The 20,867-nt window shown below is 73.5% G+C and carries 19 protein-coding genes and 1 pseudogene; 9 read left to right on the forward strand and 11 right to left on the reverse strand.

Going from position 1 to position 20,867, the window contains the following annotated elements; genetic code table 11:
• Window positions 1-47 precede the first annotated feature (47 nt).
• Window positions 48-1,565, forward strand: a complete 1,518-nt coding sequence (locus tag K6U06_RS13060; RefSeq protein ID WP_262322381.1) for a DNA-3-methyladenine glycosylase 2 family protein — start codon at window positions 48-50, stop codon at window positions 1,563-1,565.
• Between the two features lie 33 nt (window positions 1,566-1,598).
• Window positions 1,599-2,111, forward strand: a complete 513-nt coding sequence (locus tag K6U06_RS13065) for a methylated-DNA--[protein]-cysteine S-methyltransferase (protein ID WP_262322382.1) — start codon at window positions 1,599-1,601, stop codon at window positions 2,109-2,111.
• A gap of 216 nt (window positions 2,112-2,327) precedes the next feature.
• Here the strand turns inward: K6U06_RS13065 and K6U06_RS13070 are convergent, their stop codons facing one another.
• From K6U06_RS13070 to K6U06_RS13090, 5 genes are all read right to left on the reverse strand, one after another.
• Complete coding sequence (locus K6U06_RS13070) at window positions 2,328-3,326, reverse strand: PaaI family thioesterase (protein ID WP_262322383.1); 999 nt, start codon at window positions 3,324-3,326, stop codon at window positions 2,328-2,330.
• 137 nt (window positions 3,327-3,463) lie between these two features.
• Window positions 3,464-4,897, reverse strand: coding sequence for a pyruvate kinase (gene pyk / locus K6U06_RS13075; protein WP_262322384.1), 1,434 nt, complete (start codon window positions 4,895-4,897; stop codon window positions 3,464-3,466).
• Window positions 4,898-5,001: 104 nt separating this feature from the next.
• Window positions 5,002-5,658, reverse strand: coding sequence for a low molecular weight phosphatase family protein (locus K6U06_RS13080; protein WP_262322385.1), 657 nt, complete (start codon window positions 5,656-5,658; stop codon window positions 5,002-5,004).
• Entirely contained in the window at window positions 5,568-7,034 is a 1,467-nt protein-coding gene (locus tag K6U06_RS13085; protein WP_262322386.1) for an amidohydrolase family protein, read from the reverse strand. Before K6U06_RS13085 ends, K6U06_RS13080 begins: the two co-directional genes overlap by 91 nt.
• On the reverse strand, window positions 7,031-8,359 hold the full coding sequence (locus K6U06_RS13090; RefSeq protein WP_262322387.1) for a CoA transferase: 1,329 nt from the start codon (window positions 8,357-8,359) through the stop codon (window positions 7,031-7,033). Before K6U06_RS13090 ends, K6U06_RS13085 begins: the two co-directional genes overlap by 4 nt.
• Before the next feature lie 27 nt (window positions 8,360-8,386).
• Between K6U06_RS13090 and K6U06_RS13095 the strand changes: the two genes are divergently transcribed.
• Window positions 8,387-9,451 (forward strand): enoyl-CoA hydratase/isomerase family protein, encoded by a 1,065-nt coding sequence (locus K6U06_RS13095; protein WP_262322388.1) that lies wholly within the window; start codon window positions 8,387-8,389, stop codon window positions 9,449-9,451.
• Window positions 9,452-9,659: 208 nt separating this feature from the next.
• On the forward strand, window positions 9,660-11,285 hold the full coding sequence (locus K6U06_RS13100; RefSeq protein ID WP_262322389.1) for a trypsin-like peptidase domain-containing protein: 1,626 nt from the start codon (window positions 9,660-9,662) through the stop codon (window positions 11,283-11,285).
• On the opposite strand, the gene K6U06_RS13105 is transcribed toward K6U06_RS13100, so the two are convergent.
• From K6U06_RS13105 to trhA, 3 genes and pseudogenes are all read right to left on the reverse strand, one after another.
• The gene (locus tag K6U06_RS13105) at window positions 11,257-11,874 is read right to left on the reverse strand and encodes a poly-gamma-glutamate hydrolase family protein (protein WP_262322390.1); all 618 of its coding nucleotides are present in this window, start codon (window positions 11,872-11,874) and stop codon (window positions 11,257-11,259) included. The two genes, K6U06_RS13100 and K6U06_RS13105, sit on opposite strands and share 29 nt — an antisense overlap.
• Window positions 11,875-11,900: 26 nt before the next feature.
• The gene (locus tag K6U06_RS13110) at window positions 11,901-12,032 is read right to left on the reverse strand and encodes a hypothetical protein (protein WP_262322391.1); all 132 of its coding nucleotides are present in this window, start codon (window positions 12,030-12,032) and stop codon (window positions 11,901-11,903) included.
• A 38-nt stretch (window positions 12,033-12,070) separates the two neighbouring features.
• Window positions 12,071-12,661 (reverse strand): annotated as a pseudogene (gene trhA, locus K6U06_RS24710) (PAQR family membrane homeostasis protein TrhA); the annotation flags it as partial.
• Window positions 12,662-12,837: 176 nt separating this feature from the next.
• Here trhA and K6U06_RS13115 point away from each other — a divergent pair.
• Window positions 12,838-14,520, forward strand: coding sequence for an N-acyl-D-amino-acid deacylase family protein (locus tag K6U06_RS13115; RefSeq protein WP_262322392.1), 1,683 nt, complete (start codon window positions 12,838-12,840; stop codon window positions 14,518-14,520).
• Here the strand turns inward: K6U06_RS13115 and def are convergent.
• Window positions 14,495-15,034, reverse strand: coding sequence for a peptide deformylase (def, locus tag K6U06_RS13120; RefSeq protein ID WP_262322393.1), 540 nt, complete (start codon window positions 15,032-15,034; stop codon window positions 14,495-14,497). The genes K6U06_RS13115 and def overlap by 26 nt on opposite strands.
• 72 nt (window positions 15,035-15,106) lie before the next feature.
• On the opposite strand from def, the gene K6U06_RS13125 reads away from it, so the two are divergent.
• Window positions 15,107-15,631: an aminoacyl-tRNA deacylase gene (locus K6U06_RS13125; protein ID WP_262322394.1), complete on the forward strand. Its 525-nt coding sequence runs from the start codon at window positions 15,107-15,109 to the stop codon at window positions 15,629-15,631.
• 31 nt (window positions 15,632-15,662) lie between these two features.
• Here the strand turns inward: K6U06_RS13125 and K6U06_RS13130 are convergent, their stop codons facing one another.
• Together K6U06_RS13130 and K6U06_RS13135 are read right to left on the reverse strand one after the other, a co-directional pair.
• The gene (locus tag K6U06_RS13130; RefSeq protein ID WP_262322395.1) at window positions 15,663-16,409 is read right to left on the reverse strand and encodes an ABC transporter permease; all 747 of its coding nucleotides are present in this window, start codon (window positions 16,407-16,409) and stop codon (window positions 15,663-15,665) included.
• Window positions 16,406-17,374 (reverse strand): ABC transporter ATP-binding protein, encoded by a 969-nt coding sequence (locus K6U06_RS13135; RefSeq protein WP_262322396.1) that lies wholly within the window; start codon window positions 17,372-17,374, stop codon window positions 16,406-16,408. Before K6U06_RS13135 ends, K6U06_RS13130 begins: the two co-directional genes overlap by 4 nt.
• A 178-nt stretch (window positions 17,375-17,552) precedes the next feature.
• Between K6U06_RS13135 and K6U06_RS13140 the strand changes: the two genes are divergently transcribed.
• The 3 genes from K6U06_RS13140 (at window position 17,553) to K6U06_RS13150 (ending at window position 20,834) form a co-directional block, all read left to right on the forward strand.
• Window positions 17,553-18,104 carry a DoxX family protein gene (locus tag K6U06_RS13140; protein WP_262322397.1) on the forward strand — a complete coding sequence of 184 codons (552 nt, stop codon included), beginning with the start codon at window positions 17,553-17,555 and terminating at the stop codon, window positions 18,102-18,104.
• Window positions 18,105-18,170: 66 nt separating this feature from the next.
• Complete coding sequence (locus K6U06_RS13145; RefSeq protein ID WP_262322398.1) at window positions 18,171-19,121, forward strand: PIG-L family deacetylase; 951 nt, start codon at window positions 18,171-18,173, stop codon at window positions 19,119-19,121.
• 123 nt (window positions 19,122-19,244) lie between these two features.
• Entirely contained in the window at window positions 19,245-20,834 is a 1,590-nt protein-coding gene (locus K6U06_RS13150; protein WP_262322399.1) for a LysM peptidoglycan-binding domain-containing protein, read from the forward strand.
• The last annotated feature ends 33 nt before the right edge of the window (window positions 20,835-20,867 follow it).

Below are 20,867 nucleotides of genomic sequence, written 5' to 3' on the forward strand. Positions count from 1 at the left end.
CGTATTCCTGCTAGCTTCGGGGTCCGGCGTGCACCAGACTGGCAGGCGTGCACGAGGACATCGAGGCCTGCGTGCGGGCGGTGCAGTCCAAGGATGTCCGCTTCGACGGGTGGTTCTTCACGGCGGTGACCACGACCCGGATCTACTGCCGGCCCAGCTGCCCGGTCGTGCCCCCAAAGGTGGCCCACATGCGGTTCTATCCGAGCGCGGCTGCCGCTCAGCAGGCCGGGTACCGGGCCTGCAAGAGGTGCCGGCCCGATGCCAGCCCCGGGTCGCCCGAGTGGGACCCAAGAGCCGATACCGTCGCGCGAGGTATGCGACTCGTCGCTGACGGCGTCGTGGATCGGGAAGGGGTGCGGGGACTGGCTGCACGGCTGGGCTACAGCGTCCGTCAAGTCGAGCGGTTGATGACGGCGGAGCTCGGTGCGGGGCCTCTGGCACTGGCCCGGGCGCAGCGGGCGCAGACGGCCCGGGTGCTCATCGAGACGACCGATCTGGCGATGGGCGATGTGGCCTTCGGCGCTGGATTCGCCAGCATCCGATCGTTCAACGAGACGGTGCAGATGGTGTTCGCCTCCGCCCCGACCGAGCTACGACGGCGGGCCAGGAGCCGTCCGGGCTCCGCTGGCGGGGGCGGTGCGGGTTGGCTGTCATTGCGCTTGGCCGTGCGCCGCCCTTTCTACGCCGGCAACCTTTTCGGACACCTGGCGGCCACCGCGGTCCCCGGTGTCGAGGAGTGGCGAGACGGCGCGTACTGGCGGACCCTGCGCCTTCCGGGAGGCGCAGGGGTGGTTGCCCTGGCCCCGGGCCTCGATGAGGGGAGCCGGGACCCCGCGGGGCCACCCGGCGCCGACCACGTCGAGTGCCGGCTGCGGCTGGCCGACCTGAGGGACCTCTCGACGGCGATCGCCCGGTGCCGGCGTCTCCTCGATCTCGACGCTGATCCCGTCGCCATCGACGGCGTCCTTGGGGCTGACGCCGTGCTGGGGCCGGCGGTGCGGGAGGTGCCCGGACGGCGGGTGCCGCGAAGTGTCGACGGCGACGAGATGGCCGTGCGCTCCGTCCTCGGACAGCAGGTGTCCACTGCCGCGGCCCGGACCCACGCAGCGCGGCTGGTCGTGGCCCACGCCCCCCGCCTCGACACCCCGGTCGGCGGCCTCACCCACCTGTGGCCTGCGTCCGAGGACCTCCGTCAGATCGACCGGGACCGCTTGGCCCTTCCCCGGGCCCGTCGAGCGACTCTCGCCGCGCTCGTCGACGCATTGGCGTCGGGGAGCGTCGACCTCCGCCCGGGGGCGGACTGGGCTCGGGCCCGAGCGTCTCTGGGAGCCATCCCCGGTGTCGGGCCTTGGGCCGTCGAGACCATCGCCATGCGAGCTCTGGGCGACCCCGACGCCTTCGTCGCCACCGATCTCGGTGTGCGAGCCGCGGGTGCCCGGCTCGGACTGCCCCGAAGGGCCGAATTGGCCGCCCATGCGGCGGCCGCCTGGCGCCCGTGGCGGGCCTACGCCGTGCAGCACCTCTGGAGCACGAGCGACCACGCCGTCAACCGGATACCCGCGTGATCCCGACCAGGTCATCGACAATGGAGACCACCCATGAGAGCTCGCAACCACACTGACATCGACAGCCCGATCGGGCGCCTGACTCTGGTGGCCGAAGACGGGGAGATCTGCGGCCTCTACATGGACCTTCAGCGGCACCGCCCCGCCGAGAGCACCCTCGGGGCGCCGGCGGAGCGCGGCCTCGAGGCGGCGATCGAGCAACTGCAGGAGTACTTCGCCGGTGAGCGCCAGGAGTTCGATCTGGTGCTACGGCCGGCAGGGAGCGCCTTTCACCGCCAGGTCTGGACCGCGCTGCGCGCCATCCCCTACGGAGCCACCGAGTCCTATGGGGAGCTCGCCGCCCGCATCGGGCGCCCCGGAGCGGCCCGGGCCGTCGGCCTGGCCAACGGTCGCAACCCGATCAGCATCATCGTCCCCTGCCATCGTGTCATCGGCGCCGACGGCAGCCTCACCGGGTACGGCGGGGGAGTGGAGCGGAAACGGGCGCTCCTCGACTTCGAGCGGACCACGTCCGGTGTCGGCGCGCCGACCCTCTTCGTGTCCTGAGGAGCAGCCGGTGTGAGCTGACGGCGCAGCCCTCGTTCCGGGCCAGCCCCTGAGCGCCGACCAAGGGCTCCCACCTCTCGCGCAGAGCAGCACGATGGCGCGCCACCCGCGCCCGTCACGACCGGTCCCCTAGCCAGGCTGGACCGCAGGCTCGCTCCGTTGCGCCGCCTTCCGATCAGCTCGCTCCAAGTGGTGGTCACCGCCCGGTCGTTCGGCTTACCCAGGGTGTCTGGTTTTTGCCGGGGCGAGCAACTCCGAGGCCAGGTAGGTCGCGTCGATGAGCACTGCTGGCCGGCCATCGGCTGTCCGCACCTCGCCCCGGCCGGCGGCCAACCGGCGGCCCAGATGCATGATGGTGCCGCGGGCTTCGATGCGGGACCCGTCGGCCGGGATGTTGCGCACGAACGCGGCCCGCAGTTCGACCAGGGACATGCCGACCGCTCCGCCCTCCCTGGCCTCCAGCGCGACGCGAAGCGCTAAGTCCAGCACCCGCTCGCCGACGAGTGCCCCGACGCCACCGTGCACCGTGGCCCGGCTGTTGGCCAGGTCGGGCGCGGCCCTCACCCGGATGGTGACGCCAGCACGACGTGCGGCGACCACTTCGGTGCCGAGGCGGTCGTGCACCGGTTCGCCGGCGACGAGATGATGGATGCCACCTGGCACGACTGCTCTGTCGTCGCCCGCGGCCCGGTCGGGCCGCCGGCGGCTCGATTCCTCGTCGGGGGCGCCGAGGCGGCCCCGGCCGGCTCCGTCGATCAGGTCGCCGGAGAGGCCGGGTACCAGCACGGAGCCAATCGTCGCACGGGCCACCTCCTGCCCGCTCTCGGTGCGAACGCTGCCCTCTGCGATCCCGAAGTGGGCAGCTAGCGACCGGCACCGGCCCTCGGCCAGCATCACGGTGGTGTCGATCGGGATGGGTGCCAGGACCTCGAAGTGAAGGTGGGAGGTCACCATTGACATCCCCTTCTCCACCAGCGACATGACCGAGCCGCCGAGGACCGAGTCGGTGACCAGGCCCAGCGCGCCAGGTACTACGGCGCCGCTGCGGTCCCGGAGCCAGTCGGGAATCTGCATGCGCTGGCCGGAGGTGCCGTGGCCGCTGTGGGTGCGTTCCAACCCGGCTGCGTGCCAGGCCGGGATGAACGGCGTCGGTCGTAGCGGTCGGGTGTCCGCTGCTTGCGCCGGAGCGGCCCCGGTTGCGTCGGTTGGTCTCATGGATGCTGCATCGGGCACCTCACACCCCTTCTCAGCCCGCGGCTTTGCTGGATCATTCAACCTATTCGGTTATGGGAGTCGAGGTGGCGGCCGCTGGCGCAGGACGGCCGCGTCCGCCTCCCGACCCAGCGGGCCGCTCAGTGGACCGACACGATGCGCATCGTGTCGGTGATCGGGTCGGGTTCGGTCGGGCTGCCGGCCAGGACCACCACCACGTCGCCGGCCGCGGCGAAGCCGGCCTCTACCGCGGCCTTGACCGCGAACCACACGATGTCGTCGGTCGAGTCCGACAACGGCACCGACACCGTGCTGACACCCCAGCTCAGCGTCAGGTGGCGGGCGGTACGGGTGGACGGCGTGGCCGCCACGATGGGAATCTCCGGCCGGAAGCGGGAGATGACCCGAGCGGTCGTGCCGGAGCGGGTGCAGGCGATGATGGCCGCCGCCCCTTCCCTCGACGCCCGCCAGGCGGCAGAGGTGGTAGTCGCGGTGATCCGCTCCGCTTGGCCGCCGGCCACCGCTTGGACGCCGAGCCCTTCTCCCCACGCGGAGTGATCGAAGTCGGCCTCGGCCCTCCGGGCGATGTTGGCCATGGTCGCCACCGCAGCGACTGGGTGCAGGCCGATGGCCGTCTCGCCGGAGAGCATGACGGCACTGGTCCCATCGAACACCGCGTTGGCCACGTCGGTCACCTCGGCGCGCGTCGGCGCCGGCGAGGTGATCATCGATTCCAGCATCTGCGTCGCGGTCGTCACGGGCCGCCCGAAGCGCACCGCGGCCTTGATCACCATCTTCTGCACGTGCGGCACGTCTTCGAGTGGGATGCGCACCCCCAGGTCGCCGCGGGCCACCATCACCGCGTCGCTGGCGGCCAGGATGTGGTCCAGGTCGTCGACGGCCTCACCCGTCTCGATCTTCGCCATCAAGAGCGGTCCGTCGGCGCCGACCACGGCTCGCACCGCCTCCATGTCCGCCGCCCGGCGCACGAATGACACAGCAACGGCGTCGACCCCTTCGCTCAGCAGGACCTCCAAGCGCGACAGGTCCTCGGGCGTAGGGGTGACCAGGCGGGCCCGCCCTGCCGGGGCGGTGACGCCGGGGCGGCCCTGGAGCAGGCCGCCGCTCAGGACCCGGGCGGTGACCCTGTCGCCGGTGCGGTCCTCCACCTGCAAGGCGACCAGGCCATCGCCGAGGAGGACCCGGTCGCCGGGGATGAGCTGCTGGACCATGTCCTCGTGGGCGACGGCCAGGCGGGTGGCGCTGCTGGCGGTGTCCTTCCCCTCGGCGGTGACGAGCTCGATGGCGTCGCCCGCGTTGACCCTGGCACCGCCCTCGGGGAACGCAGCGGCACGGATCTTCGGTCCCGGGAGGTCGGCGAGGATCCCGACGTCGGGCGCTGCGGAGCGGATGAGGCGGAACCGGGCCACCGCGTCGTCGATGCTGCCGTGGGCGAGAGGCAACCGGGCCACGTCCATGCCCGCGGCGACCATCGCCGACAGGACGGCCGGATCGGAGGAGGCGGGACCGATGGTGGCGACGACACGGGTGCGCCGTTGGGGGGAGCGGGGCATGCAGCGACTATTGCACCACCGGGGTGCCGCTTTGTTCAGGCCCGGTCATGGTGGCTCTGGCCAGTCGCGTCAATCCCGCCAGCGGCCAGTGGTCGGCCGCCGGATCAGCCCAGGCGGGGGGCCAGGGACCGGACCAACCGGTCGATCTCGATAGCGGCCGCAGTGAACTCCTCAACTTCGCCGCCGCCGGGGTCGACCACTTCCTCCCACGCCTCCAGCTCGAGGCCGGCCAGCCCGAGGCCGGCGACCCGCTCGGCGAGCGGACCGCCCGCCGGCAGGTCGCGCTCCAGCCGGCGTAGCGTGGCGGTGCGGCCGGCGGCCGCGGGGTGCTCCCTGCGGACCCACGCCACGTGTTCGGGGGCCAGGCCGATCACCAGGGTGGCCCGTTGTAGGTCGCTGGCGGTGGCCTGCCGGCTGCGGTGGGAACCAGGCTTCAGGCCGATGGCCCCCAGCGCTGCCCTGGTGCGGAAGCTGACCGGTTGCCCCTCGACGGTGAGAGTCCCTGCCGTTTCCACTGCGACCGACGGGGCGAGCGCGCCGAGCACCGCACCGGCCATGACCGATCGTGCGGCGTTACCGGTGCAGAGGAACAAGACGGCGGGAGCAGGCTCGGGTGGCAGGCGAAGATGATGGCACCCTCGGCGCCGGTGGGTGGGGACCGGCTCCGCTGTCAGCTGCCGGCCCGGTGCAGGACCACGCCGCGGGCCACGGTCATCACGACTTGCGGTGGCCCCCCACCCGCCGCCGGCATCACTGCGCACAGGTCGGACGGTTGGCCCGCCGCTACACGGCGAGGCTTCCACGGCGACGCGGCGTGCCCGCTCCACAATCCGACCGCCGCCTTCCAGCCGATGGCCTCGGTCGGCCCGAGTAGCGCACCGCTGGCGCTGCGGCGGCTGGTCGCGGCCTCCACGCCGTCCCAGGGATCCCAGGGCCCGAGGGGTGCGTCGCTGCTGGCAGCCACCCGCACCCCAGCGGTGAGCAGGGAGCCCAGCCGCCACAGGTCCGCCCGGTCGGCTCGGTCGACGTCGAGCAGGTAGCGGTCGCCGCGGGCTGCGACGAACCCCGGCTGGGTGACCACGGTCAGCCCCGTGCGGCGCAGCTGGGCCAGCTGGTCGGCGGCGAGCACGGCCCCGTGCTCGATCCGGTCGCCGTCGAGGGCTCCGGCCTCCTCGAACGCGGCCAGCGCGACGACGGCCTGCACTCTTGTAACGCAGTGAACCGCAACCCTCCGCCGCTTGCGGTGGGCGGCCGAGATGGACGCGGCGAGGTCGTCGATCGCCGGCAGCCGGTCGTCGTCGAGGAGCACCTTTACCGGTCCGATGGAGCCGCTCGCCGCCGGGTCGGCGTTGAGCGCGGTGGCTAGGGGGGCCATCAGGTGCAGGCGCTGGCCGATGACGCCGCGGGCCGCAGCGTCGATCAGCGCCTCGATCTCGAGGTCGTCGCGGTCGGGCGTGGCGTCGGTCCATCCCGTTACCCCCCGCGTCGCCGCGGCCGAACTCAGCGCGGACAGCCCGGCGTCGCCTCCCGGGGCGGGGTCCGGCAGCCGTTCCCGGAGCCAACCGTCGAGCCGCCACAGCCGCCCGGTCGGGTGCCCCGCTGCGTCTCGCTCGACTCCGGCCGGAATACCCCCGACGCCTGCAAGCTCGTTGTCGGCGTTCTCGTAATCGAGGTCGAGCAGCCCGATGGCTCGCAGCCCGGAGGAGTTGAGGACCCACAGGGCACCGCTTCGATGCTGGACCCGCACCGGCCGCGACGCCAGCAGCTGGTCGAGGGACACTCGGTCCAGGTTGCCGGCGACGCTTTGGTGGTAGCCGACGGCACGGACCCACCCGCCGGGACCGGCCGGTGCCGCCGCCAACGCGTCGGCCATCCCGGCTGCGTCCTCGACCGCCGGCGGCCCGGCCTGCACCGATCCGGCCGCTGCCACGCACGCCCGCAGGTGCACATGGTGGTCGTGCAGACCGGGCAGCAGGGTCGCGCCTTCCACGTCGACGACCTGGGCCCTGCGCTCTCGGCTGCCGGCCTGCGGCGGCCCGAAGGTGACCGCCGCGATGAGCTCGCCTCGCACGTGCACCTCCGCGGCGCGTCCGCCGACGCGTCCGCCGGTGACGACCAGCCGCACGGGCCCGCTCACCGCCGCTCCCGGATTCCGGCGCCGGTCGGGCCCCGGTCGAAGGGCCCGACCGTGACCGGGTCGAAGGGTGCGGCCGGCACCGGGTCGAGCACCGCCGCGGCGACCCCGGCCCCGGCCAGCTCCCAGCCGCCGGCCGGCGCCGAGCGCACCTCGGGGGAGGCCGGCGGATGCCCCCACCTGGCGCCCGACGCCAGCCACGCCGCGGCCGAAGACAGGGCCACGTCGAGCAGCGCGCCCCCGCCGGCGGCCAGCGCGTCGAGGACCGCGGCGGCGGCCACCATCCCCGTCACCGGGTCCGCCACCGCGTCCGCCAGGAACACCGGGCGGCCCGGTCCGCTCCACCCGACCAGGCCGCCGGCGACGGCCGCGTCGTCGCCGAATCCCACCCGGTTGGCGCCCGCGCCCCGCCCGTGGCCGGACACCGCGAGCCACACCCGCCCGGACCGTTCAGGCATGGCGTCGGGGCCGGCGCCGAGGTGGGCCAGCGCCCGGGGACGGGACGATTCGACCACGATGTCGGCGCCGGCCAGGAGGGCCAGCAGCGCGCCCCGGCCGCGCCTGGAGCTGACGTCGACGGTCACCTGCTCCTGGTCGGCTTGGTGCAGCCAGCTGTACATTTCCGGCAGCCGCCGGGCGCCGTCAGGCCGGCCGGCCAGCTCCACCTTGGTCACCGTCGCGCCTGCCGCGGCGAGGATCCGGGTGGCGAGGGGACCGGCCCACATCGAGGACAGGTCGACGACCCTGAGCGACCCGAGCGGGCGCGGCGGCAGCGGCGGCCAGCGCGCCTCGACGGTGTAGGCCGCGGCGCCGACCGGCGGCGGGCGCAGCACGCCGGCGGGGACCCCGAGGAGGGTGGCCTGCTCGACTAGCGCCGCGCCGGTCAGCCGGCGGGCCCCGACGGCCACCGCCGGCCACGGGTCGTCGGCGTCGACGTCGCGGTGGTGGACGCCGGCGGGAGCGAGCAGGGCGGGCAGGGAGGCCACGTCCTCCGGTCGGGGCAGGTTGAGCGCCACCCACCCGTCGGCGCTGCGCACCAACCGGCACGACCGGTTGGCCGAGGTGGTGCCGGCGCGGCGCAGCCCGAGCAGCGCAGCCCGGCCGGTCAGCAACCGCCCCCACCCCAGATCCACCCCGGTGCCGGCTCCGGCGCTGAGCGACGCGATCCGCTCCGCCAGGCGCCCCAGCCTGGTCGCGACTGCGTACGGCGGGGTTACCGGCGGCCCGTCCGGCCACCCGGTCAGGGCCGGCACGCCGCTCGCGGCCAGGGCCCGCAGCGCGCCGGGCGGGTCCGCGGGGCGCCCGGCGAGGGTCGGGTGGGGCACCATCGCCGAGAGGTTACGCTCGGCACCCCGATGATCGACGTGCCCGACGCATGGGAGCCAGCAGCCGCGTCCGCAGCCCTCCGGGCGGTCACCACCGGCCGTCTCGACGGGGCCGACGAGTTCGGGGCTCCCGGCCTGATCGTGGTCGACCTCGATGGGCGCGAGTCGGGTGCCGCTCCTCCCCACCTGCCGCCGCCGGCCGGGCTGCTGCCGATCGGCTTCGGCTGGATCGTGGTCGGCGTGAGCCGCCTGGCGGCGAGCGCCACGACCATCGACTGTGACATCGCGCTGAGCACCACCGAGGCCGCCCGCCGGCCGTGGGTGACCGTCGACGACCTCACCGACGCGGTCGCGACGCTTCGCGCCGCGGTCGACGCCAACCCGGCCGCGGCGCTCACCGCCGCCCAGCTGCTGCGTCGCGGCGGGACCGGCCCCCCCCACGACGACCTGTTCTGCGAGTCACTGGCCTACGCGACGCTTCAGGGAGGCGCCGAGTTCCGCAGGTGGTTGGAGGCGAGGCCCCGCCGGGACCGCCGACCCCCGGCCGCCGAGCCGGTCCTCGTCGAGCGCGACGGCGGCGAGCTGCGCATCACCCTCAACCGTCCCGAGGTCCGCAACGCCTACGACGCCGCGACTCGCGACGCCCTGGTCGCCGCGTTGCAGCTGGCGGTCGCGGACCGCAGCGTGCGGCGCGTCGAGCTCGCCGGCGCCGGGCCGGCGTTTTGCAGCGGCGGCGACCTCGACGAGTTCGGCACGGCCACCGACCCCCCCTCCGCCCACCTGATCCGGATGGGCGCCAGCGCCGGATGGTGGCTTGCGCAGTGCGCGGCGAAGGTCACCGCCCGCCTCCACGGCGCCTGCGTGGGCGCCGGGATCGAGCTTCCGGCCTTCGCCGGGCGGGTCGAGGCCGGCGCCGACACCCGGATCCGTCTGCCGGAGGTCGGTATGGGCCTGGTGCCGGGCGCCGGCGGCACCGCCAGCATCCCCCGCCGAATCGGAAGGCACCGAACGGCATGGATGGCGATCAGCGGCGTCGAGGTATCTGGCGTGACGGCGCTGCGCTGGGGCCTGGTCGACGCCGTGGACGACCCCTGAGCGACCAGCCCAGGCGCCGGACGAGCCTTTCCGGCCGGGCTCGTGGCACCATGGAGGCAGCAGCCGGCCCGGGTCCGGAGTTTTTAAGTGGCTGTTCAGGGTCGTCTCAGGTGCCTGCGGCACAGTGACGAACGAGGGTAGAAGGCCCGCCGAGACCAGGCCGTACGCGACACGGGCTCCGAGCCCCGTGGCGCGGAGGAAAGGAACGATGAGCAACGACCAGCAGGACCACGGAGGCGGGTGGCAGTCGTCGGCCCCGTCGGCGGGGTGGTACCAGGACCCCTGGGACAGCCATCGCCGGCGCTACTGGGACGGCCAGCAGTGGACCGGTGACGTCTCCTTCGAGCCGCCCCGCAACTGGGGAGGGCAGGCGGAGGCCGGCGTCGCCGGGCAGGACCCCTACGCCGGGCAGGGCGGCACCCAGCAGCTCCACGCAGCTGGGCAGCAGGGTGGCGCCCAACCGCAGGGTTGGGGCGGCTACCAGGGCCAGCCGCAGGCCCCGCAGTGGCCGTCGGCGTCGCAGGAGCAGCACCCCACCCAGACCGGGTGGGGCGGCTGGGGCCAGCCCCCCCAGGGGCCGGTGGGCCCGTGGGCCGGCGGCGGCCCGATGTGGCAGCACAGCCCGCAAGCACCGGCCCAGCCCAACCGGGTGCACGTCGCCATCGTCGCGGTCATCGCCGCCATCGCGGTGCTGGCCGGTATCGGCATCGGCAGCCAGATCAACAACTCGTCTACTCCCTCGGCGGCGTCATCCAACGGCGGCAGCAACGGCGCCCAGGGCAGCGGCGGCTTCACCGATCCGTTCGGGGGTGGCGCCAACTCCGGGACCGGCGGGACCGGCGGCTCGACCAACCTGTCAGCCGCCCAAAAGGCCCTCGTCGCCAAGGTCGACAAGTCGGTGGTCGACATCAACACCGAGCTCAGCTACCAAAGCGGCGCCGCCGCCGGTACCGGGATGGTGCTGACCGGCAACGGTGCGATCCTCACCAACAACCACGTGATCGACGGCGCCACGTCGATCTCGGTGACGCTGGTGTCCACCGGGAAGGTCTACAAGGCCACGGTGGTCGGCACCGACGTCACCGACGACGTCGCAGTTTTGCAGCTGCAGGACGCGTCGGGCCTCACTCCGATCGCCATCGGCAACTCGTCGGACGTCGCCCGCGGTGACACGGTCCTGGCGATCGGGAACGCCGGCGGCGCCGGCGGTACCCCCTCCGCGGTGACCGGCACGGTGCGGGCGCTCAACCAGACCATCACCGCCAGCGACTCCAACGGCGCCAACGCCGAGGTCCTCAACGGCTTGATCCAGACCGACGCGCCGATCCAGGCCGGTGACTCCGGAGGGCCGCTGGTCAACAACAAGGGTCAGGTCATCGGGATGGACACCGCCGCCTCGTCCTCCAACCAGGTCAACGGCGCGGCCAGCGTCGGCTTCGCCATCCCGATGGCCAACGCGACGACCATCGCCGCTCAGATCCAGCAGGGAAAGTCCAGCGACAAGATCCACATCGGTGAGACCGGTTTCCTCGGGGTGAAGGTCCTGTCCTCCTCGAGCGGATCGGGTCTCGGAGGGGGTCTGGGCAGCGGCGGTTCCACCACGCCGGGAGCCGCCGTGTCAGCGGTCGTGCCCAACTCGCCCGCCGAGAGCGCCGGCCTGGCCCAGGGTGACACCATCACCGGGGTCGACGGGACGCCCATCACCTCGGCGACGTCCCTGACCGCCACCCTCCGGGTCCACCACCCCGGCGACAAGGTGTCGATCACCTGGGTGGACGTCAGCGGGCAGTCCCACACCGCCACGGTCACCCTGGCGGTCGGCCCGGCCGCCTGACAGCCGGCCGGACCCGAGCCGGCGGCGACCCCCGCCGGGCCACCACCGCCAGAGCGTCGGCCACCTCCCGGGTCCAGTCGCGCCTCAACCCCACCGGCAGCTCGACTTGCACCCCGCCGCCCGCCACCCGGTTGACCGGGTTGTCAGGGTGCAGGCCCCGCAGCCGTGAGGGTATGGCGGTCAGATCGTCCACCACCAAAGCGTCCGGCAGGGCGGCGCGGATCGCGCCGGCTACCTCCTCCGCCAGGCCTCGGTTGGTCCCCCCGACCAGCACCGCGTGGGGAGGGCGGGGGCGCCCGTAGCCGTGCAGCGCGACGGCCGCCGTCACATGACCGAGGAAGCCGGCCAGGGCCGGCGAGTCCGCCGGGTCGACCAGCTTGGAAGGTACGTGCCAGCGCAGGCCGGCGGGCTGGTCGACCGCGTAGAGCGAAGCGCCCGAGGCCCGCGCCGCCAGCCGGGCGATCTCGGATGTTCCCGCCTCCACCCCGCCGTGGAACGCCATCAGGCCGAACGCCGAGCGCAGCTCGACGACCTCCGTCACGTCGGGATGGGCCAGGAGGTCCTGCCAGCCGACCTCGTGGGCCACCATGCCTGCATCCTGTCGCAGGCCGGTGGTTAGCGGAGGTGACCGGCCAGGCCCCACACCAGCACGAAGTAGCAGACGCCGGCCGCGACGACCGCCGCGTGCCACACTTCGTGGTACCCGAAGACCAGCGGCAGTGGGTCGGGGCGGCGGGTGAACAGCACCGCCGCTCCGGCGGTGTAAACGTCGCGGTCGCGGCGAGCAAAACCACCTGCGCCGGGTCCAGGCGGGGGAGCGCGGCGGGGAGCGTGATCACGCTCAGCCAGCCGAGGATCAGGTACAAGCCGGCGCCGACGCCGTGGACCCGGTCGAAGCCCCGGACCTTGAGGGCCACCCCGGCCAGCGCCCCGGCCCAGGCCAGGCCGGTCACCCAGTCGCCGAGGGATCCGCCCACCGCCATACGGCAAAACGGCGTGATCGACGCCGCGGTGAACAGGTAGATCGTGGCGTGGTCGGCTTGGCGTAGTCGTCGCCGCCCGGCCGCCGCCAGGGGCAGGAGGTGGTAGCTGGAGCTGACGGCGTAGAGCGCCACCAGGCCGACCACGTAGACCACGATGGCCGGGGACGGCCTGCGGATCACCAGCGCGGCGCCAGCCGGGACCGCGGCGGCGGCCGCCGCCAGGTGCAGCCGTCCCCGCCAGCGGGGGCAGTCCGCGCTGCCCGACAGCCTGAGCGACCGACGGTGCGGCCGAGGCGACCGCGACAGCGTGGTGGTGAACGTCGAGTCGTGCGACATCGATGGCCGACCGTACCGGCGCGGGGACGTGGATCCCGGTGATGCGAGCCGTGTCATTTGCCCATTTTCCGAACCATTCGTGTGGTGCACTCCTATCGTTCACTCCGCCGAGGAAGTTGAGCGGTGTTGTTCACCTGGCCGCCCGCCTGGCGCACAACCCGCCCGGCTGGCCCGGCGACCCCTAACGTTGGGGGCGTAGCCGGTAGAACCCGACCGGCAGGGGAGGAACAGCGATGACGAGCACACTGGTGCGGGGTGGGACGGTGGTCGACGGCACAGGAGCCCCCGGTGCCCGCGGCGATGTCCGCATCGAGGGCGGCCGGATCGCCGCGGTCGGCCCTGACCTGGCGGTGGACGGCGCGCAGATCATCGAGGCCGACGGTCGTGTCGTCGCTCCCGGCTTCATTGACATTCACACCCATTACGACGCCCAGGTCTTCTGGGATCCCGCGCTCACCCCGTCGTGCTTCCACGGGGTCACGACCGTGGTGGCCGGCAACTGCGGGTTCGGGTTGGCGCCGACGCGCCCTGAGCACCGGGAGCTCATGGCTCACACCCTCGAAAAGGTAGAGGACATGGATCCCGCCGCGCTCATCGCCGGGGTGCCGTGGGATTTCGTCACCTTCCCCGAGTACCTGGCGTCGCTGCGCCGGCGGGGTGTCCGGCTCAACTTCGCGGTCCTCGCCGGTCACCTCCCGCTGCGCCTGTTCGTCATGGGCGACGAGGCGTCCGAACGGGCCGCGACCGCGGCGGAGATCGCCGAGATGGCGGCACTCCTCGAGGAGGGCATGGCCCAGGGGGCCGCCGGGTTCGCCACCTCCACTGCCGTCACCCACCGCGGTGCCGACGGTCGGCCGATCCCCAGCCGTCTGGCCGCCATGGAGGAGATCGAGGCGCTCTGCGCGGTCGTGGCTGCCTGCGGGCGTGGGGTTGTCGCGGTCAACGGCGGCGGCGACTTGGGGTTCAGTAGCGTCTATGACCTGCAGGCCCGAGTCGGGGCGCCGTTCACTTACACCGCCCTGCTGACCACCGCCGACCGTCGGCACGAGAAGGCCCTGGCCATCCACCGGGACCGTCTCGCCGCGGGATCCGACGTGTGGCCCCAGGTGTCGTGCCGCCCGCTGGCTTTCTCCATGACCATGGTCGAACCGTTCACGTTGAACATCAACCCGGTGTTCGCCGAGCTGATGGGCCGCCCGCTCGACGAGCGCGCCCGGGCCTACGCCGACCCGCAATGGCGGGTCCGGGCTCTCGACGCGTGGTCCGACGCGCGCAGCGTCCCGCCCCGGTGGGAGACCTTCGAGGTCATGGAGAGCCAGGCTCACCCGGAGATGGTCGGAAAGCGCCTCACCGACCTGGTCGACGGCAGCGGCAGCGCCTTCGACCGGCTCCTCGACCTGGCTCTCGACGAGCCGGCCCTGGCCCTCCGGGTCCGGGCGGTGCTGGCCAACGACGACCGGGAGGGCGTGGAAACGCTGCTGCGGGAGCCGGGGTGCGTACTCGGCCTGTCCGACGCCGGCGCCCACGTCGGGCAGCTGTGCGACGCGGCGTTGCCGACCGACCTCCTCGGCAACTGGGTGCGCGACCGGGGGACCATCACGCTAGAGCAGGCCGTCCACAAGCTGACCGGCGAGCCGGCGGCGCTGTTTGGGTTCGCGGACCGCGGGACGCTCCGCCCCGGCGGGTGGGCCGACCTGGTCGTGTTCGACCCGGCGAGAGTCGCGCCGGGCCCGCTGCGGCGGGTGCACGACTTCCCGACCGGCTCCGAGCGCCTGACAGCCGACCAGGTGACCGGCATCGACTTGGTGGTGGTCAACGGCACCGCCGTCGTCGCCGGCGGCCACCTGATCGGAGAGGAGCGCCCCGGGGTGCTGCTGTCGCCGGCCCCGGCTAGTGGTGGGAGGCGTGCGGGCTGAACTTGACCGCCGGCGCCGGCTGCCCCCACCACTCCGCGTGGCGGATGGCCTTCATGGCCTCCTTGCGGGCCTCGGGGTCCAGGCGGTCGATGAACATCACCCCGTCGAGATGGTCGGTCTCGTGCTGGAAGCAGCGGGCCAGCTTGTCGGTCCCGACGATCTGCACAGCCTGTCCGTGCATGTCGAAGCCCTTCGCGACGGTGTTGAGGCGGCGCTTGGTGTCGAAGTACAGGCCCGGGACTGACAGGCACCCTTCCGGGCCGTCCTGCTCTTCGTCGTCGGGGAACTCGAGCACCGGGTTGACGATGTGGGCCTCGGTGTTCTTGTCATGCCACACGAACACCCGCTGCAGCACGCCGAGCTGCGTGGCGGCCAGACCGTACCCGTCCTCCTCGTAGAGGGTCTCGTGGAGGTCCTTGACCAGGGTTTGCAGGGAGCGGTCGAAGTCGACGACCTCGGCGGCTCGCTGGCGCAGCACGGGATCGCCGAAGAGGCGCACGGGACGGACGGTCATCGCTCCAGGGTACCGGCCGGCCCGGCAACGTCCCGGCGCCCACCTGGTCGGCGCGGCGAGCGATACTGGGTCATGCCGTTCGCACTGCGGCCGGGTCCGGCCCCGGCGGTGACCGCCCTGGTGCGCGACGGGATCGACTTCTCGCTGCACCCGTTCAACCCCGACGACGTCGAGGACGGCGTCGAGCTGGCCGAGCTGCTCGACGTGGAGCCCCACCGGGTGCTCGACACCGTCGTGGTCGACGCCGGCGGCCGGCTGGCGGCGTGCATCGTGCCGGCCGGATGGGAGCTCGACGACGACGCCGCCGCCGACGCGCTCGGAGCAGCCGGTGTCCGCCCGGCCCTCGAGGCCATGGCGGAGCGGGTGACGGGACTCCCGGTCGAGGCGATGAGCCCGCTCGGGCACCGCCGGCGCATCCCGGTGCTCGTCGACCGGTCGGTGATGGCCCTCGGGATTCCCAGTCCCCAGATCACCGTCTTCGTCGGGAGCGGCCAGCCCGGCCTCGAGGTGGAGCTGGCCCTCGGCGACCTCCTCGCGGCCACCGGCGCCACCGAGGCGGCCCTCACCGGGGGTTCCGGTCCCGCCGCCGGCAGCTGAGCCCGCCGCGGTGACGACCGGCCGCTGGGGGTCAGGTCGTGCCGGACACCCCCGGGCGCAGCGCGTCGCGCTGGTAGAGAGCGGCGGCCGCCGCGCCCAAGGCGACGGTCCACAAGGCCAGGACGAGCGCGCCGTGCCAACCGACCCAGCTGCCGCGCAGCACCGCTCTGCCGGCGTCCGCGGACCAGTACGTCGGGAGCAGCTTGCACACGTCGAGCAGCACCCGCGGGAAGTTGTCGGCCGGCGCGAACATCCCGCCGAGGAGGGCCAGCAGCGCCGATCCGATGCCGAATAGAGCCTGGAGGGTCTGCGGTCTGGCCGCGTAGCCGACCGCCACCCCCAGAACCGCCACCGGCAGCAGCCCGACGAGGATCGACACCGCCGCGAGCAGCCAGTGCGCCGCTGAGAGCTGCACGTGTTTGGCGGCCGCGCCGAGCACGAACACGGCCAGCAGCCCGGGGATCCCGGTGAGGTAGGCGACCGCCACCTTGGACGTCACGTACTCCCGGGGCGACAGGCCGGCGACGCGCAGCTGGCGGGGCCATCCGATGGCCCGCTCGGCGGCGATGACCCCACCGCCGACGAACAGCGCGTTCATGGCCCCGTAGGTGGCCATGCTGACCATGATGTAGGGGGCGACGTTCAAGCCGGCGATGCTCCCCGAGCTGCTGGCGGAGAAGGTCAGGAAGAAGACCGCCGGGAGTATGGCGGTGAACAGCAGGGTCCGGCGGTTGCGGACGAAGCGGCGCAGCTCCAGACGGAACAGGTGCGGGTTCACAGATCCTCCTCGCTGAGCTGGTGGGCCTGGCTGAGCTGGTGGGCCCCGACGGGCTGGTGCGCCTTGCCGGGCTGGTCCTCGGTCAGCGCCACAAACGCCTCCTCCAGCCCGCCGCTGGTGACCTCGATGTCATGGGTCCCCGGGAACGCCCCGAGCAGCTCACGCAGCGCCCCGTCGGAGTCGGCGCAGCGGAGGAGGAACCGCTCGCCGTGGGCCTCGACCTGGGTCACGCCCTTCAGTCTCCCGAGCGCGCCGGTGGTGGCGCCGGGGACTCCCGCCGATATCGTCCGGCCCCCCACCCTGGCCTTGATGGCCGCCGCGGTGCCGTCGGCCACGACGCGGCCGCGGGCCATCAGCACGACCCGGTCGGCGTAGGCGTCGGCCTCCTCCAGGTAGTGGGTGGCGAACAGGACCGTCCGGCCCCGGCCGGTCCACTCTCGCATCGCCGCCCAAAAGCCCCGCCGCGTCGAGACGTCCATCGCGACGGTGGGCTCGTCGAGCACCAGCAGCTCGGGGTCGCCGGCGATGGCCAGCGCGAAGCGGACCCGTTGGGTCTGGCCGCCAGAGAGCCGGTCGGCGCGCTGGCCGGCGATGTCACCGATGCGCGCCGTGTCCACGACCTGCTCGAGCGGCAGCGGGTGGGGTGACAGCGCCCGCATGGTGTCGACCAGTTCGGTGACGGTCACCGAGCCGAGCAAGCCACCGGTTTGCAACAAGGCGCCCACCAGACCAGCCCGGCAGGCCTGCCCTGGCGGGCGGCCCCACACCTCGACGGTGCCGGCGTCGGGCGGAGCGAGCCCGAGCAGCATGTCGACGGTCGTGGACTTGCCGGCCCCGTTGGGTCCGAGCAGCGCCAGCACCTGCCCGGCGGGGACCACCAGGTCGAGGCCGTCCACGGCCAGGGTGGCGCCGAACGCCTTGCGGAGTCCGCTCAGCTCGACTGCGGGCGGGGGGTGGGTGGGCATGCCCCCAAGCGTGGGGGATGGGCGGCCCAGGCGCCAGGGCCGCGCATCAGGACTTTCCCCTGACGGATGTCACGTCCCGTCCGCAAGCGGCGCGCGCCGGTGCGGAGCGCGCCCCGCCGGATGTCAGCAGGAATCCCCATTTAGCGCAAAACCCGGCCCGTTGGGGTACAACCCAGTCATGAGCTTGATCCGCCGTGTCGCCCGTCCGATGCTCGCCTCCGTCTTCGTCGTCGGGGGAGTCCAGACGGCCCGCAACCCGGGGGCCGCGGCCAAGAAGGCCGAGCCGGTCGCCCTGCCCATCGCCGAACGGGTACCGGGCCTGCCTACCGACAGCGAGAGCCTGGTTCGCATCAACGCCGTCACCCAGGTCGGCGCCGGCGTGCTGCTCGCCACCGGCCGCCTGCGGAGGCTGTCGTCGCTGGCGCTGTTCTCGTCGCTGGTCCTCACCACCGCCGCCGGCCATCCGTTCTGGCAGGAGCAAGACGAGGCGCTGCGCCGCCAGCACCTGATGCACTTCTTGAAGAACGTCGGGCTGGGCGGCGGTCTGCTGCTCTCGCTGGTGGACACCAACGGCGCCCCTTCCCTCGGCTGGCGGGCCCGGCGCCGGGCCGAGAGGGCCGGGGCAGCCCTCCACGTCGGTCGGGACGCCGCGGCCGGCGCCATCCACTCCGGGCGCGACAGCGCCGGTGCGCTGCTGGCGAGGACGGCCGACGCGCTGCCCGTCGGCTGAGCACTCCCTTCTAGCGGCTCGGGCCGTTCAGGCCGCTTGGGGTGCCACCCCCTCTACGCTGACCCGGTGCCCGATGAACCCCTGACCCTGATGGCGGTCCACGCCCATCCCGACGACGAGGCGAGCGGGACCGGTGGGGTGTTCGCCCGCTACGCGGCCGAGGGCATCCGCACGGTCCTGGTGACCTGCACCGACGGCAGCTGCGGCGACGGCCCGGGCGGCGTCAAGCCGGGCGAGCCCGGCCACGACCGCGACGAGGTCGCCGCGCTGCGTACCGGGGAGCTGCGCAAGGCGTGCGCGGAGCTCGGGGTGGGAACCCTCGAGCAGCTCGGCTATCGCGACTCGGGGATGATGGGCTGGCCGACCAACGACGAGCCCGGCGCCTTCTGGTCGATGGACGTGATCGAGGCCGCCCGGCCGTTGGTGGTCCTGATGGAGAAGTACCGCCCGCAGGTGGTGGTCACCTACGACGCCAACGGCTTCTACGGTCACCCCGACCACATCATGGCGCATCGCATCGCGCTGGTCGCGGCGTCGGTCACGGGCATCCCGGTGAAGCTTTACTACACCGCGATCGCCCGCTCCGGTCTGGCCACCTTCGCCGCGGAGCTGCGCAACGCGGGCATCGAGCCGCCCGGGCTGAGCGAACGGGAGGAGGGGCGCATCGCCCAAGCCGCGGCCGCCGCCGAAGCCGCAGCCGTAGGCGAGAGCGCCGACGCTGACAGCGCCGCCGCCGCTGCCGCAGCCGAGACCGCCGCCGACGGCGAGGAGGGCCCGGCGTTCGGCGCCCAGGACCTCCTGATCACCACCTCCGTGGACGTCAACGACTTCATCGCCGCCAAGCGCCGGGCCCTCGCCGCACACAGCAGCCAGGCCGACAACATCTTCTTCCTCCAGCTCACCGACGAGCTCTTCGCCCGGTTCTTCGGGACCGAGACGTTCATCAGGGTCATCGACCGCACCGACGCCGAGGTGCCCGAGACCGACCTCTTCGCCGGGCTGCGCCAGGGCCACTGACGCCATCCCCGATCCGCTTCGCGCCCCCCGGCCGGAGGCAGCCCTGCTACCGTTTGGCGATCGGATCTTGACCGGGTCCCGCGGCGGCTTGCGGGCTGTCGGGGCCCAAGAGGAGCGACCGCGATGCCGGACCAGGTACTTGACGCGCCCATCGGGACCCCGGAGGTCCCCGCCACCAACCGGCTGAGGCGCCGGGGCCCGGCGGCTGGCGTCGCCCGCCGCCGCAAGGTTCTCGCCGGCCTGATGGGAGCCACGGTGGTGAGCGCCGGCGCCGGTATCGCGCTGGCCCCTCTCCGTTGGGTCGCGGTCGGATGCGCGCTGCTGGCCGTCGGATACCTGGCGGCGGTGGCCCGGGCTCGTCACCGGGCGGTGCAACGGGAGATGGCCCGGGCGTTCGGGGCGCCGGGCGGCGGCTTCGACTGGGCCGCGTTCGAACGGCCCGGGGACGCCCCGATGACCGAGGAGGAAAAGCTGGTCGCCGCGACCGGCGCGGGCCCCTTCGCCATCGTCCGCTTCGCCCTGGCGTACCTCCTCGGGTGGGTGCTGACCCCCGTCGTCATCGCGATCCATCTCCTCGCCGGCGACCGCCGCGATCTCGAGGGCGACGGGGCGCTGGCCCGCATCGTCGCCTTGCAGCGCCGCGGCAGGGCCCACTCCTTCCGGGCGCTGGCGGTGTCGCTGGCCACCACCGCGGGCGTCACCGCGGTCGGCGGCTTGGCCGGCATGGCCGCTGCGCCCGCTGCTTCCGCGGCCCCCGCGCCGGGCACCTACACCGTCCGCGCCGGCGACACCCTGGGGGCCATCGCCGCGGCGAACGGCACCACCGTCGCGGCGTTGGCGGCCGCCAACCACCTGGCCGACCCCAACTTGATCTACCCGGGCCAGACCCTGGTCCTCCAAGGCGGTGCCGCCGCTGCGACCCCCTCGGCCAGCGCCAGCAGCTACACCGTCCAAGCCGGCGACACCCTCGGCTCGATCGCGGCTCGTTTCGCCACGACGTGGGAGGCCCTCGCCGCGGCCAACCACATCGCCGACCCCAACGTGATCTACGTCGGCCAGACCCTGTCGGTGAGCGGCGCGAGCGCAGCTACACCCGCCGCTGGCGGCGCTCAGGCCGCCCCGGCGTCGGTGTCGTCGAGCACCGGCAGCTACACGGTCCAAGCCGGCGACACGCTCGGTTCGATCGCCGCCCGTTTCTCCACCAGCTGGGAGTCGCTGGCCGCGGCCAACCACATCGCCGACCCCAACGTGATCTACGTCGGTGAGACCCTGTCGCTCAACGGTGCCGCGGCCAGCCCGGCCCCGAGCAGCCCCAGCCCGGCACCGAGCCCCGCTCCGGCCGCCCCGGCGCCTTCTGGTTCCCTCGGAGCCAGGGCCCTGGCCGTGGCCCTCGACCAGGTCGGCAAGCCCTACCAGTGGGCCGGCGCCGGGCCGGCTACCTTCGACTGCTCCGGTCTGGTCATGTACGCCTACGACGCCGTCGGCGTCCACCTGGCGCACTACACCGTCACCCAGCAGTCCGAGACGTCCCGGATCAGCGAGAGCGAGCTGCAGCCCGGTGACCTGGTGTTCTACGGCGGGGCGGCCCCCAGCCACGTGGCCATGTACGACGGCAACGGCAACGTGGTCACCGCCGACACGACCGGCACCCCGGTGCGGGTCGAGCCCATCAGCTGGGATGGCACGCCGACGGCGTTCGGGCGGGTGGGCTGACCCCGGGCCTGACCCGGCCGGAGGCGGCCACCC

Origin of the sequence: Acidiferrimicrobium sp. IK (assembly GCF_025499425.1) — a bacterium.
Classification (GTDB): Bacteria; Actinomycetota; Acidimicrobiia; order Acidimicrobiales; family Palsa-688; genus Acidiferrimicrobium.